At 63.0% G+C, this 13,660-nt stretch carries 11 protein-coding genes; 3 read left to right on the top strand and 8 right to left on the bottom strand.

Features of this window, described 5'->3' with window-relative positions:
- Nucleotides 1-130: 130 nt before the first annotated feature.
- The 8 genes from tssH to tssA all read right to left on the bottom strand — a co-directional run bounded on the left by tssH (nt 131) and on the right by tssA (nt 10,002).
- Nucleotides 131-2,803 (bottom strand): type VI secretion system ATPase TssH, encoded by a 2,673-nt coding sequence (tssH, locus tag ACHPFG_RS00315; RefSeq protein ID WP_431701306.1) that lies wholly within the window; start codon nt 2,801-2,803, stop codon nt 131-133.
- Entirely contained in the window at nt 2,796-3,839 is a 1,044-nt protein-coding gene (tssG, locus tag ACHPFG_RS00310; RefSeq protein ID WP_053127603.1) for a type VI secretion system baseplate subunit TssG, read from the bottom strand. Before tssG ends, tssH begins: the two co-directional genes overlap by 8 nt.
- Nucleotides 3,803-5,662 carry a type VI secretion system baseplate subunit TssF gene (tssF, locus tag ACHPFG_RS00305; RefSeq protein WP_065937972.1) on the bottom strand — a complete coding sequence of 620 codons (1,860 nt, stop codon included), beginning with the start codon at nt 5,660-5,662 and terminating at the stop codon, nt 3,803-3,805. The genes tssG and tssF overlap by 37 nt, the downstream gene beginning before the upstream one ends.
- On the bottom strand, nt 5,659-6,174 hold the full coding sequence (gene tssE, locus ACHPFG_RS00300) for a type VI secretion system baseplate subunit TssE (RefSeq protein WP_027608263.1): 516 nt from the start codon (nt 6,172-6,174) through the stop codon (nt 5,659-5,661). Before tssE ends, tssF begins: the two co-directional genes overlap by 4 nt.
- A 90-nt stretch (nt 6,175-6,264) precedes the next feature.
- Complete coding sequence (locus ACHPFG_RS00295; RefSeq protein ID WP_017735732.1) at nt 6,265-6,753, bottom strand: Hcp family type VI secretion system effector; 489 nt, start codon at nt 6,751-6,753, stop codon at nt 6,265-6,267.
- A gap of 169 nt (nt 6,754-6,922) precedes the next feature.
- Nucleotides 6,923-8,419 (bottom strand): type VI secretion system contractile sheath large subunit, encoded by a 1,497-nt coding sequence (gene tssC / locus ACHPFG_RS00290; protein ID WP_053127606.1) that lies wholly within the window; start codon nt 8,417-8,419, stop codon nt 6,923-6,925.
- 2 nt (nt 8,420-8,421) lie between these two features.
- A complete protein-coding gene (gene tssB, locus ACHPFG_RS00285; RefSeq protein ID WP_065926732.1) occupies nt 8,422-8,928 on the bottom strand; it encodes a type VI secretion system contractile sheath small subunit in 507 nt (168 codons plus the stop codon).
- Between the two features lie 54 nt (nt 8,929-8,982).
- Nucleotides 8,983-10,002, bottom strand: coding sequence for a type VI secretion system protein TssA (gene tssA, locus ACHPFG_RS00280; RefSeq protein ID WP_431701305.1), 1,020 nt, complete (start codon nt 10,000-10,002; stop codon nt 8,983-8,985).
- Nucleotides 10,003-10,396: 394 nt separating this feature from the next.
- Between tssA and tagH the strand changes: the two genes are divergently transcribed.
- From tagH to tssK, 3 genes are read left to right on the top strand one after another with little or no spacing between them, the layout of a single operon-like run.
- The gene (gene tagH / locus ACHPFG_RS00275) at nt 10,397-11,740 is read left to right on the top strand and encodes a type VI secretion system-associated FHA domain protein TagH (protein WP_431701304.1); all 1,344 of its coding nucleotides are present in this window, start codon (nt 10,397-10,399) and stop codon (nt 11,738-11,740) included.
- Between the two features lie 51 nt (nt 11,741-11,791).
- Entirely contained in the window at nt 11,792-12,301 is a 510-nt protein-coding gene (gene tssJ, locus ACHPFG_RS00270) for a type VI secretion system lipoprotein TssJ (RefSeq protein ID WP_431701303.1), read from the top strand.
- Between the two features lie 18 nt (nt 12,302-12,319).
- Nucleotides 12,320-13,654 (top strand): type VI secretion system baseplate subunit TssK, encoded by a 1,335-nt coding sequence (tssK, locus tag ACHPFG_RS00265; RefSeq protein WP_431701302.1) that lies wholly within the window; start codon nt 12,320-12,322, stop codon nt 13,652-13,654.
- Nucleotides 13,655-13,660: the final 6 nt, after the last annotated feature.

Here is a 13,660-nt window from a genome sequence, read left to right as displayed (position 1 = left end):
TGAAGGAACCCAGTCCAAATGTGGGAGGGGGCTTGCCCCCGATAGCAGTGTGTCAGGTGATGCATTGGTGACTGATTCACCGCCATCGGGGGCAAGCCCCCTCCCACATGTTGAGCTGTATTCCGTCAGATCAATCGTTGAACTGGTAGTGCAGCTCATTATCCCGGCTACTGATGCGCACACCCGCCAATGCCTTGCCTTCGAGCATGCGCGTGAGGAATTCACGGCTCATGTCCGGCAGCAGGCTGTTGGTGAGGATGGTGTCGATCATGCGCCCGCCGCTTTCGGTTTCGGTGCAACGCGAGACGATCAGGTCGACCACCGCGTCGTCGTAGTCGAAGGCGACCTTGTGGGTATTCTCCACGCGCTTCTTGATGCGGTTGAGTTGCAGGCGGGTGATCGCCTTGAGCATCTCGTCGCTCAGCGGGTAGTACGGAATGGTCACCAGGCGGCCGAGCAGGGCCGGTGGGAATATCTCCAGCAGCGGCTGGCGCAGGGCCTTGGCGATTTCCTCGGGCTCGGGGATGTTCGCCGGGTCCTTGCAGACCTGGGAAATCAGCTCGGTACCGGCGTTGGTGGTCAGCAGGATCAAGGTGTTCTTGAAGTCGATCACCCGGCCTTCGCCGTCTTCCATCACGCCCTTGTCGAACACCTGGAAGAAGATCTCATGCACGTCCGGGTGGGCTTTTTCCACCTCGTCCAGCAGCACCACGCTGTAGGGTTTGCGCCGCACCGCTTCGGTCAGCACGCCGCCTTCGCCGTAGCCGATATAGCCCGGTGGCGCGCCTTTGAGGGTGGACACCGTGTGGGCTTCCTGGAACTCGCTCATGTTGATGGTGATCACGTTCTGCTCACCGCCGTACATGGCTTCGGCCAGGGCCAGGGCGGTTTCGGTCTTGCCCACGCCGGAGGTGCCGGCCAGCATGAACACGCCAATCGGCTTGCTCGGGTTGTCGAGACCGGCGCGGGAGGTCTGGATGCGCTTGGCGATCATCTGCAGGGCGTGGTCCTGGCCGATGATGCGTTTTTTCAGGTGCTGGTCGAGGTTGAGCACGGTCTCCAGTTCGTTGCGCGCCATGCGGCCCACCGGGATACCGGTCCAGTCGGCGACCACCGAGGCCACGGCCTGGTAATCCACGGTCGGCAGGATCAACGGGGTTTCGCCTTGCAGCGCAGTGAGGCGCTGTTGCAGGTCGACCAGTTGCGCACGCAATTCATCGCTCTCGTTGTTACCTGCATCGCTGTCCACAACCCCGGCTTTTTCGCGCAGGGTGGCACGGGTGGCGAGCAGCTCATCCACCAGGGTTTTCTCTTCGGCCCAGCGGCTTTCCAGGGTCGCCAGGCGCTCACGCTCGGCGCTTAACAGGGCTTCGCTGTTGCTCTGGCGCGCGCCAATGGCAATACCGATCGCATGCTCGCGGGCGATGATTTGCAGCTCGGTTTCCAGGGCTTCGATGCGGCGGCGGCTGTCGTCCACTTCGGCCGGCACCGCGTGCAGGCTGATGGCGACGCGGGCACAGGCGGTGTCCAGCAGGCTCACGGATTTATCCGGCAACTGGCGCGCCGGGATGTAGCGGTGGGACAGCTTTACCGAGGCTTCCAGGGCTTCGTCGAGGATCTGCACCTGGTGGTGTTTCTCCATGGTCGAGGCCACGCCGCGCATCATCAACAGCGCTTTGTCTTCCGACGGCTCGGCCACTTGTACCACCTGGAAGCGGCGGGTCAGGGCCGGGTCTTTCTCGATGTGCTTTTTGTACTCGGCCCAGGTAGTCGCGGCCACGGTACGCAGGGTGCCACGGGCCAGGGCAGGTTTGAGCAGGTTGGCCGCATCACCGGTACCGGCAGCGCCACCGGCACCCACTAGGGTGTGGGCTTCGTCGATAAACAGAATGATCGGCTTAGGCGAGGCCTGGACGTCTTCAATGACCTGGCGCAGGCGCTGTTCGAACTCGCCTTTCATGCTCGCGCCGGCTTGCAGCAGGCCGACATCAAGGCTGCGCAGTTCCACGTCTTTGAGCGCCGGCGGCACGTCACCGGCGACGATGCGCAGGGCGAAACCTTCGACCACGGCGGTCTTGCCCACACCGGCCTCACCGGTGAGGATCGGGTTGTTCTGGCGGCGGCGCATGAGGATGTCCACCAGTTGGCGGATCTCTTCGTCACGGCCCACGATCGGGTCGAGCTTGCCGCTGCGCGCTTGTTCGGTCAGATCGACGGTGAAACGCTTGAGCGCCTCCTGCTTGCCCATCGCACTCGGTGCCATGGCGCCGCTGGCCTCGCCCGGCACCGCGCCGGCATTGAAACCGTCGCTGGCAGTCAGGGCGTTTTCCGGCGAATCACCGACGTATTCGTCAAAACGCTCGCTCAGGGCTTCGGCCTTGATCTTGTCGAATTCCGAAGACAACCCCAGCAGCGCATGGCGCAGGCTTGGCGTCTTGAGGATGCCCAGCACCAGGTAACCGGTGCGCACCTGGCTTTCGCCGAACATCAGGCTGCCGTACACCCAGCCGCGTTCCACGGCTTCTTCCACGTGGGACGACAGGTCGGTGATCGACGTCGAGCCACGCGGCAGGCGGTCCAGGGCTTCGGTGAGGTCACGGGCCAGGCGCGCCGGCTCGACGTTGAACTGGCGGATGATGCGGTGCAGGTCCGAGTCCTGCAGTTGCAGCAACTGGTGAAACCAGTGGGCCAGTTCCACGTACGGGTTGCCCCGCAGCTTGCAGAACACGGTGGCGGCTTCGATGGCCTTGTAGGCCACGCTGTTGAGTTTGCCGAACAGTGCGGCGCGACTGATTTCACCCATGCTCTGGATTCCTTGAGGTGGTGGCTTGATCGGCGTAATGCCGGGCCAGGATTAGGTCGTTGGCATCAACCGCAGGGCAGCCGAGCCAGGTATTAAAGCCCAGGCGGAACTGGCCATTGAGTTGCAGCGCCGGTACTTCGGGTTGTTGCAGAACCAGGTTCAAGTCCCAGTCCAATTCATGGCCCAGGTACTCGGCCACCCACGCCACCAGCTCGTTGAACGGCTGGCTGCCGGGCAGCATGCCCATGTAGTCGTCCAGCTTGAGCGGGCCCAGGCGGATGCGGAATTTATGCTGGCGGTCCCACACGTGGCTGCCCAGGCAGAAGTCCACGCCCAGCTGGTTGGCGCTCACGCCCACGCGGCTGCGCTCGGGCAGTTCCAGCCATTGGCCGACGTATTCTTCGATCTCCACCGGCAGGCCGAAATACTCGCCGAGGATCGCCTTTAAACCGTCCGGGTAGCGGGTTTGCGCCGACAGGTGGCCGCTGTAGTGCAGCTTCGCCGTGTCGGGTATCAATCCCTGGTTAAGCAGGCTCGGCATGCCCCGGCCACTCAAGGCGGCGAGGCGTGCAGACCAGTAGTCATCGTCCGGGCGGTCGTGGCTGACCGTCGGCCGCGCCTCGGCCCAGGCCCGGTAAAACAGGCTCAGCAGACGGTGGTGGAACACGTCCAGGAACTGCTTGCTGGTACTGTCGGCGTTGTTGCGCTGACGCTCGCGTACGTACTCGGTGATATGCAGCGGCAACGGACCGTTGGGGCCACCAAGGCCGAAGAAGAACTGTTCCAGCCGTGCCGGTTTGCCGTCGCCACCGGGGTCGACCGAGGCCAGGGTCGCCGGGGCGAAGGTGCAATCGGCCTGTTGCCCCAGGCGCAACGGGTCATCCGCCAAACGCAGGGAATGGCCCAGGCGCGGCAGCTCGGGCGATTCGCACTCGATACGCCGCAACGCCTGGAAGAAATCGTATTCCCAGGGCTCCTGATGCATCGCATCCAACGTACTCACAGGGTCGGACGACGCCCGGGCTTGGCTTTCCATCGCATGATCTCGCCGCGTTCGGTGGTACGGATCACCGTCTCGGTAAAACTGTTGATCGACACGTAGCGTGCCAGGAAGCGTTCCAGCACCGCACCGAGCAGGAACACGCCGGTGCCGCGAAACGCGTTTTCATCGAATTCCAGGGTAATTTCCAGGCCGCGACCAAACACAATCGGGCCGGGCATCGGCAGGCGCCGGGTGACGGCCTTGCTGCTGACGTCGCGCAAGCCTTCGATCTGCAATTGCAGCGCCGCGTCATTGCTGTCGCCATACAGACGCAGCAGTTCGCGCAATGCCGCCGCGCCCTGGCCTTGTTCACTCAGGGACAAATAGTTGAGCGACAACTGGCTGATCAGGCGCCAGGCCTTGGCGTCATGGGCATGGCTGGCGCGTGGGCGGCTTGGCCCGGCGACGCAACGCACGGATAACACCGGCGCGCTGTCGGCCAGGGTGAAGTCGGTCTTGCCGTTGCCCACGCTCATGAACAACGGCAGGTCGCGGTTGGTGCACAGTGCGGTCACGCCGAGTTGGCGCAGGTCGTGGCGATATGGCGCCTGGCGGCTGTCGACCAGGCTGACAAAGGTTTCGCTGCCCACATAGGTGGAGCGCGGGCCGTTGCGGCGCTGGTCGCTGGACAGCACCCGTGGCTCGCGGCGCACGGTGTAGTACGCCTGGTCGCGGCCATAACGGGATGGATCGCGTACCGCGTAGAACGGCAAAAATGGCTGCTCTGGCCCGGTGCCGTGGCCGGTGATGCCGCTCAGCGAGTGAATCTCGAAATCCATTGGCCGTGTGCGGTCGGCGATCACATGGTGTTCGTTGACCCGGTCGGACAAGTGGATGCGGTCCACGCGCTTCGGGAACAGGTTGATCGCCGGGGTGCAGAACGGCAAAAACTGCGCTGCGCCGACGCTGCCTTCCAGGCTCGGCTCGTGACGGTCGAACAGCACGATCAGCTCCAGCTCCTGGCCGTCGCAACGCTTGACCGCACGGCTCAGCTCGGCGAATTCGACGAACAGGAAGCGGTGGGGCAGGGCGAAGTATTCCTGCAACAGGCGATAGCCCTGGAAGGCGCGCGCGACGACCGGCATGGCCGCATCGGCGTCGTCGAAACCCCGCGAGCGCAGCGCATCCTGCGGCAGGCGCTCGACCCAATCGCCACCGGGCTTGCGCGCAAACACCGCACAGGCGTTGCCCAGCAGTTGTTCGTAGAGGCGGAACGGCTGCTCGTCGGCACCGCTGAGGTACAGCGGCAGGTTGTCCAGGTCGAGGCTGTTGAACGGCAATTCGGCGCCGGTGCGCAGGGTCAGGCGCAGGCCGGCCTTGGCTTTCGGCTCACTGGCGGCCAGGCGCCCGAGCACGGCGGCGGGGTTGCCGAAGTACTCGGCGTTGCTGACCTGCAACGGCCACAGCGTCACCGGGTGCGCGGTGCGGTACTCGCAGCAGGTCTGGGTTTCGCGGCCCAGGGCGGCGCGCAACACGGTGTCGCGCGGCAGCGGGAAGCCGCTGGCCAGGGAACCTTCGTCGGGGTCGGTGTGCAATTGCACCACGGTCATCGACGGCGTCGGCGCCAGGTAGTGCGGGTAAGCGATTTCCAGCAGGTTGTGGGTGAAGGTCGGGTACTCGGCGTCGAGTTTGAGCTGTACGCGGGCGGTGAGGTAGGCAAAGCCCTCAAGCAGGCGTTCGACGTACGGGTCGGCGCAGTCCATACCGGACAGGGTCAGCCGACTGGCAATCTTCGGGTATTCCTTGGCGAACTCCGCCGCGCTTTCGCGCACGTGGTGCAGTTCCTGGTTGTACAGCTCCAGCAGGCGCGGGTTCATGGGCGTCTCCGCTGGTCGGCGTTGACCACGCGCACATGGCCGGATTCCAGGTCGAGGTCGGTTTGCAGCAACAGGCGCAAGGGCACCGGCTGCGCCCACAGGTCGCCTTCGATCTCGAAACTCAGGGCGTTGTGATTCATCTCGCCATGACCGACGCGGGCCTTCACCCGCAGGGTATGGCGCAGGATGCGCGGTTCAAAGGTGGCAATCGCCTGGTAGATCAGGGCTTCCAGGGCCTTGATGTCGACGCTGGAAACGCTGTTGCCCGCCAGCGCCGGCAGGCCGTAATTGACCACCGAGGTGCCTGCCTGTGTGTGCAGCGTGGCATCGGCATCGAGCAACGACGTGGTATTGAGCAGCCACGCCAGGTCGCGCAGCACCGAGGCTTTCAATTGGGTCAGGGACAGCACGCGTTTATCGGCGCTTTCCTTGGGATTGGTTGGGTCGTCGTCGGTCAACCGGTCCAGCAGGGACGGTTGCAGACGGTCGCGGGAAGCGATTTCAGTTACCACCAAAGCAGCTCCACGGACGGGTTGCGAGAGGAACAAAAGGCTGCACTTGAGACCGTAGTGCCGTGGCGCAAGGCCACGGCCCCAGGGCTATCAGCGTTTGGTGTTGGAACGGATGTTCCAGCCAAACTTGATCGCGCCGCCGTCTTTGGTGCCGTCGGCTTTCTGCGGCTGGTAGTCGACCATCACTTGGGCGAAGTTCAGGGTGACGTTTTCAGTCAGGCGGTCATCGCTGCCCGAACCGCCGGTGCTCAGGGACGTTACCAGCACTTCTTCCAGGTTGATCACCATGTACTCGACCTGGCTTTCACCACCGGCCTTGCGCACGGTCAGCTTGACCTTGTCGATGTGCTTGCCGCTGGCGCAGTGCATCATCAGGTTCGGCGAGGCCTTGTCGACGTACTTGGTCAGCGACAGGTCCTGGATATTCACCTTGCCCGCGCCGCCGCCGCCGCCCACGTGCATGTTGCCGGACTGGGCCATGCCCCAGCTCCAGTTCAGCACGTCGATTTCGTCCTTGTGGGCCTTGTCCATGGACTCGCCCTTGATGTCGCCGATCTTGATGAAAATATCAACAGCCATGTTTTCTCCCTGTGTGGCTCTTGCCACTGAATTTGAGTGACTCCAAATGGGCAGTGCTTTTGTGTGGGAGGGGGCTTGCCCCGATGCAGGCACCTCGGTGTGTCGTCACACCCCAGTGATGCTATCGGGGGCAAGCCCCCTCCCACAGAAGAGCCAGCTCATCCGTGGGTTAGGCGCTTTTAGCCGAAGGCAGCTTCGATACCAGACGCAGCGACACGGTCAGCCCTTCGAGCTGGTAGTGCGGGCGCAGGTAGAACTTGGAGTTGTAGTACCCCGGGTTGCCCTCGACGTCTTCCACGATCACTTCGGCGGCAGCCAACGGGTGCTGGGCCTTGGTGGTTTCGGTGGAGTGCGCCGGGTCACCGTCGACGTAGTTGAGGATCCAGTCCTGCAACCAGCGCTGCATCTCGTCCTTCTCTTTGAAGGAGCCGATCTTGTCGCGCACGATGCACTTCAAGTAGTGAGCGAAACGGCAGGTGGCGAACAGGTACGGCAGGCGCGCGGCCAGGTTGGCGTTGGCGGTGGCGTCCGGGTCATCGTATTCGGCCGGTTTCTGCAACGACTGGGCGCCGATGAACGCGGCGAAGTCGGTGTTTTTCTTGTGCAGCAGCGGCATGAAACCGTTCTTCGCCAGCTCCGCTTCACGGCGGTCGCTGATGGCGATTTCGGTCGGGCACTTCATGTCCACGCCACCGTCATCGGTAGGGAACGTGTGGGCCGGCAGGTTTTCCACTTCACCGCCGGACTCCACGCCACGGATGCGCGAGCACCAGCCGTAGTGCTTGAACGAACGGTTGATGTTCACCGCCATTGCATAGGCCGCGTTGGCCCAGGTGTACTTGGAGCTGTCGGCGCCGTCGGTGTTTTCTTCGAAGGCGAAGGCTTCCACCGGGTCGGTCTTGGCGCCATAGGGCAGGCGCGCGAGGAAGCGCGGCATGGTCAGGCCGATGTAGCGCGAGTCTTCCGATTCACGCAGCGAGCGCCAGCCGGCGTATTCCGGGGTGGTGAAGATCTTGGTCAGGTCGCGCGGGTTCGACAGTTCCTGCCACGAGCCCATACCCATCACGGTCGGCGACGCCGCAGCAATGAATGGGGCGTGCATGGCGGCGCAGACTTTCGACAGCTCGCCCAGCAGTTCCACGTCCGGTGGCGACTGGTCGAAGTAGTAGTCGCCCACCAGGCAACCATACGGTTCGCCGCCGAACTGGCCGTACTCTTCTTCGTACATCTTCTTGAAGATCGGGCTCTGGTCCCACGCGGTGCCCTTGAATTTCTTCAGGGTCTTGTGCAGGTCCGGCTTGGAGATGTTGAGCACGCGAATCTTCAGCTGCTCATCGCTCTCGGTGTTATTGACCAGGTAGTGCAGGCCACGCCAGGCGCTTTCCAGCTGCTGGAAATCCTTGTGGTGGATGATCTGGTTGACCTGGGCGGTGAGCTTGGCGTCGATGGCGGCGATGATCGATTCGATCGACTTGATCGCGTCATTGGACACCAGGTCGGTTTGCGCCAGGGCCTGTTCGGCCAAGGTGCGCACGGCGGTTTCCACGGCTTCGCGGGCACGCTCGGTCTTGGGCTTGAATTCCTGCATCAACAAGGATGCGAACTCGCTGGTTTCCTCGGTTGCACCCAGGCTCTGGGCGCCTTCGCGGGCGGTATTGTCAGTCATGATTACTGGTCCCCTGCAGGCTTAGGCGCGCTGGCAAGTGCCTGGAGCAGTGCCGGGTCCTTGATCGCCTTCATGATGATTTCTTCAGCGCCAGTCTTGCCGTCCATGTAGGTCAGCAGGTTGGCCAGTTGGGTGCGGGCTTCGAGCAGTTGCTTGAGCGAGTCGACCTTGCGGGCCACGGCGGCCGGGCTGAAGTCGTCCATGCTTTCGAAGGTGATGTCCAGGCTCAGGTTGCCTTCGCCGGTCAACTCGTTGGGTACGTGGAACGCCACGCGCGGCTGCATGGCCTTGAGGCGCGAGTCGAAGTTGTCGACGTCCACTTCAAGGAACTTGCGGTCGGCCACCGGCAGAAGAGGCTCGGCAGGCTTGCCGGCGAGGTCGGCCATCACACCCATCACGAAGGGCAGCTGGACCTTTTTCTCGGCGCCGTAGAGCTCGACGTCGTACTCGATCTGCACTCGAGGCGCGCGGTTGCGCGCGATGAATTTCTGAGAACTTTGCTTCGCCACGTTGCTGCTCCTGGTCGCTTGAGCGACGGTGTTGTTACTGCACAGTCGGGCGGCTTACTCGCCGTCCGGGCCGCGCAGGTTTTCAAATTGGGACATGCCATCGGGAATCAGATTGCGCACGATGGCCGCGAAGTCGGCGTGCACCAGATGCTTGGCCCGGTTCAGCAACACCGGCAGCGGGCTCGAAGGCTCGTGCCGGGTGTAATACGCAAGGATCTTGTCGAGGCTGCGCAGCACGTCATCACGGTTGGTGATGTCGCCGGTGGGGCGAGGTGCGGCGGGGGCAGCGGCGAAGTCGACCGAGGGGGCATTGTCGTCACTGACGGCCTCGGGTTCGCTGCTGGTATCGCTGTTCGGAACACACTGGCTGAGCACCTGCAGCGCTTGCTTGAGCGGTTGCTTCAACAGGCTCAGGTCCACGCCTTGGGCGGAGCCCACTTGGTCGCTGACTTGCTGTTCGATGGCTTCGCACGCAGCGCGCGCGGTGCTCAAGGCGTCGCGGGTGGCTTGCAGTTGTTCGGGGTCGCTGTCGAGGAACGCGGCGTTGAGCTGCTGGGCGCCGAGCTGTTCGTCGGGGAAACTCATCAGGCCGCTGGCATTCAACGCGGCGCGCAGGCTCACAGGGCCGAAGGTGCGCGAGCGCGTGAGAATGCTCTCGCGCAGCAGACGAATGGTCGCATCGCTGGTCAGGCCGGAGAGGGCGTTGATACGGACGGTGGGGTCGTTATCGTCGTCGGCATCCAGGCGCGGGTGCAGGTCGGCCCAGTATTCGCGCAGCAGCGCGTTGATCAGCGTAAGGACGTCTGCCAGCCCGGCCACACCCTGGAGGGCGAGGGAACTTTGCAGCAGGAAATGGGTGATGCGCAGGTCTTTGCTGCGCTGCAGCAAATCGAGGCTCTGCTGCTGGATGCCGCGCCATTCCGGCGGCTCGGCGGGCAGGATCGAATCGCCCATGCTGCGCTCGGGTTGGCCCTTGGCATCACGCTCCAGTTGGAGAAAATCCGCGTCATATTCCATGTCTTCGCCACAGGGCGAAGTTGCGGAAACGGCGGTGAGCAGCAACGGCACATCCACTGAAATTGATCTCCCTATCAGCCTGTTAGATAACGGGCAACGCATGCATTAGTTGCGCAAGGAACTTTGCATGTTTTCTTGGTCATATAGGCAAGATGCCACTAATGCGCCATCACTGGTATTCAAGAAGTTGTGCATTTTTGGTGTAGTACTTATGCCTTGTCAAGGTAAGCTATTCGCTCTCTGTGACAGATGTGCGGTGCTTAACAACCTGTGCGACTGGTGGGTCGAACGGCGCACCGGCCTAGGATTTTTGTCATGGAGCCCAGTTAAGATCAGCGATCATGCTGGCATCAGCAGGTTTTGGACGGTCGATTACACGACCCGATGGGGATCTCCCGGGAACCGTTGTCCCTGGGGTCGACTGCGCGCGAAGTATCAGCAAGGAGGCAAGATGTCGCTGTGTTTGACTATCACTAGTTATCACAAGATTACCCCCGGGCAGTGCTCGGAAAAGTCCATGAATCAGGGCTCGATGGCTATCGGCCGCAGCTCGGATAATGACTGGGTATTGCCTGATCCTGAGCGGTTGGTTTCTTCGCAACACTGCGTTATTCAATACAAAGATGGCCGTTATTATTTAACCGATAACAGTACAAATGGTGTGGAGTTGGTTAACGCCGGTATTCGTATGCGGCGAGGTAACAGCGAACCCTTGCAAGACGGTGAGCTGATCCGCATCGGCGATTACGAGATCCAGGCGCGTATCGACTTCAACATGCAGGCTGTCGACAGCCAGCCATTCGCTGGTGATTCACCGAACAGTTTTGAAGCCCTGATGGGGGCCGTGGCGAGCAAACCCGCGCCAACGCCGGTGATCGCTCCGCAGTTCCAAGGCGCTTCGTCGATGGACACGCTGCCGGACCTGTTCGACTTCCTCAGCCCCACCGCCGTGCCGCCGCCCACTGTGGCTGACCACGTCCCCAGCGAACAACACGACTTCCGCCCGCCCACGCCAATGGCCGTGCCCGTGGTTGAGAAACCAGTGGTCTCGGGCTCGGTGATTCCCGAAGACTGGGACCTGTTTGGCGACACGCCGGCGCCGATGGCCAGTGCGCCGCCAATGCCAACGCCACCTGCCCCTGCACCCGTACCGATCATCCAGCCGCCACCCGTGGTCGAGCCAGCGCTCCCCGTGGCAGACAGCCAACAACCCGACCTCTTGCAAGCCTTCCTGCGCGGTGCCGGCCTGGACCAGCTGCGCCTGGACAAGGCCCAGGCTGAGGCGCAAATGGAAAACATCGGCCGCAGCTATCGCCTGATGGTCGAAGGCCTGATCGACGTGTTGCGTGCCCGCGCCAGCCTCAAGGGTGAGTTCCGCATGCAGCAGACGATGATCCAGCCTGCTGAAAACAATCCGTTGAAATTCGCACCGAATGCCGACGAAGCGTTACTGCTTTTGCTTCGCCACGGCAACCAGGCGTTTATGGCACCGGACCTCGCTGTGCGCGACAGTTTTGATGATCTGCGTGCCCACCAGCTGGCCGTGATGGCCGGCGTGGAAGCGGCGATCAAGCACCTGCTCACGCGCTTTGAACCGGCACAACTGGAAGAGCGCATGGGCAAGCCCGGCGGGCTGTCGAACCTGTTCGCCGGCTCGCGCCAGGCCCAGTACTGGCAGCAGTTCACCGAGCTTTACAGCAATATTTCCCGCGAGGCCCAGGAAGATTTCCAGGACCTGTTCGGCCGCGAATTCAGCCGGGCCTATGAAGAACACAGCGCACGACAGCGCCGTTGACACGCAACACATGGATTAACGGATAGCTCAGTACGTCATTGAGGACGCAGGATGATTCCCAGGTTTTTACTCGCAGTCGCCACCGCGCTGCTGCTGACCGCGTGTAGCAAGGACGCGGTCAAACCCGAAGCCGCCGCCGAGGCTGAAGCGGACACCGCCGCCGTCGAGTTGCATTTCCACGCCATTGCCGGGCTTAACCCCGGCGCCAACGGCCAGGCCGCCCCGGTGCGGGTGCGCATTTTCGAACTGAAGAACGCCGCGACCTTCGCCCGCTCCGATTACTTCGCCCTGGCCGACCGTGCGCAATCGACCCTCGGCCTGGATCTGCTGGACCAGGACGAAGTCATGGTGCAACCCGGCCAGCAACTGAGCATCCAGCGCGACCTCGACCCCTCCACGCGCCAGATCGGCTTGCTGGTGGGTTATCGCGAGCTGGACCGCGCGCAATGGCGCACGGTGATCAACGTGCCGGCGCGCCAATACACCGAATACCAGATCAGCCTCGATGTACGCGCCGTGCGCGCCGACGTCGTGGTCACCCCATCCAGCCCTGCCCAATAAGAAGCAATCGGAGCCCCCATGTCCTGGAACAATCGCGTGGTCTGGTCGGAAGGCATGTTCATCGGAACGCAGCACTTCCAGCAGCATGACCGTTACCTGGAAAACCTGATCGACGCCCGCAGCCGCCCGTTGTCCGCCGGCGCCTGGGGGTTCTCCGAGTTGCTGATCGACCAGGGCCTGTTGGCCCAGGGCAAGCTGGCCATTGTCTCGGCGCGCGGCCTGTTGCCCGACGGCACGCCGTTCAATATCCCCCAGGATGACCTGGCGCCCAGCCCGCTGAACATCGACGACAACCTGCGCGATGGCCTGGTCTACCTGGCCTTGCCCCTCAAACGTGCGGGTGCCCGCGACACCGTGGATGAAGGCGAAGCCCTGGAAGCCGCGCGTTACGTGAGCCAGGTGCGCGAAGTGCGCGATGACAACGCCCCGTTCGAAAACCGCGCGCCGGTGGCCGTGGGGTCCCGGGCCCTGCGCTTGCTGACTGCCCAGGATGGCATCAGTGACTACGCCGCCGTGGGCCTGGTGCGCATCAAGGAAAAGCGCGCGGACCGTGCGCTGGTTCTCGACGACAGCTACATCCCACCCGTGCTGGACGTGGCCGCCAGCAAACCGTTGAGCGCGTTTCGCAGCGAACTGCTGGGCCTGCTGCACCAGCGCGGCGAAGCCCTGGCGGGTCGTGTGGTCGCCTCGGGGGCGGGCGGTGCGTCGGAGATCGCCGACTTCATGCTGCTGCAACTGGTCAACCGCGCCCAGCCGTTGATCCAGCATTTCAGCCAGTTGAGCCCGCTGCACCCGGAGCGCTTCTTCAGCGAACTGGTCAGCCTGGCCGGTGAGTTCTCGACTTTCTCCACCTCGGGCCGTCGCCCCCAGGAATACCCGCAATACCAGCACGACGACCTGGCCCTGAGTTTCGCGCCGGTGATGGCTGCGTTGCGTGAGGCGCTGTCGATGCTGATCGACAGCAAGGCCACGCCGATTCCCATTGTGGAAAAAGCCTATGGCATCCACGTGGCGATGCTGGCGGACAAGACCCTGCTCGACAGCGCCAGCTTCATCCTGGTGGTACGCGCCGACGTGCCCGGCGAAACCTTGCGTGCGCGCTTCGGCCAGCAGAGCAAGGTCGGCGCGGTGGAGCACATCCGCGACATGGTCAACCTGCAACTGCCGGGCATCACCTTGCTGCCGTTGCCAGTGGCGCCGCGCCAATTGCCGTACCACGCAGGCTCGACCTACTACGAGCTGGATCGGGGCAGCGAGCACTGGCAACAGTTGAGCAATTCCGGTGGTTTTGCCTTCCACATCGCCGGGCAGTTCCCGGGCTTGAACCTGGCCTTCTGGGCGATCCGAGGATAATCCGCG

The sequence above is a fragment of the Pseudomonas sp. BR20 genome (genome assembly GCF_050780135.1).
Classification (GTDB): Bacteria; Pseudomonadota; Gammaproteobacteria; order Pseudomonadales; family Pseudomonadaceae; genus Aquipseudomonas.
This window is presented reverse-complemented; position numbering and strand designations above follow the sequence as displayed.

What these genes read in the sequence shown, in the direction of transcription:
- tssG (WP_053127603.1), bottom strand. Translation starts at nt 3,839, where the DNA reads ATGGAAAGCCAAGCCCGGGCGTCGTCCGACCCTGTGAGTACGTTGGAT.
- tssC (WP_053127606.1), bottom strand. Translation starts at nt 8,419, where the DNA reads ATGACTGACAATACCGCCCGCGAAGGCGCCCAGAGCCTGGGTGCAACC.
- tssJ (WP_431701303.1), top strand. Translation starts at nt 11,792, where the DNA reads ATGATTCCCAGGTTTTTACTCGCAGTCGCCACCGCGCTGCTGCTGACC.
- ACHPFG_RS00295 (WP_017735732.1), bottom strand. Translation starts at nt 6,753, where the DNA reads ATGGCTGTTGATATTTTCATCAAGATCGGCGACATCAAGGGCGAGTCC.
- tssH (WP_431701306.1), bottom strand. Translation starts at nt 2,803, where the DNA reads ATGGGTGAAATCAGTCGCGCCGCACTGTTCGGCAAACTCAACAGCGTG.
- tssK (WP_431701302.1), top strand. Translation starts at nt 12,320, where the DNA reads ATGTCCTGGAACAATCGCGTGGTCTGGTCGGAAGGCATGTTCATCGGA.
- tssF (WP_065937972.1), bottom strand. Translation starts at nt 5,662, where the DNA reads ATGAACCCGCGCCTGCTGGAGCTGTACAACCAGGAACTGCACCACGTG.
- tagH (WP_431701304.1), top strand. Translation starts at nt 10,397, where the DNA reads ATGTCGCTGTGTTTGACTATCACTAGTTATCACAAGATTACCCCCGGG.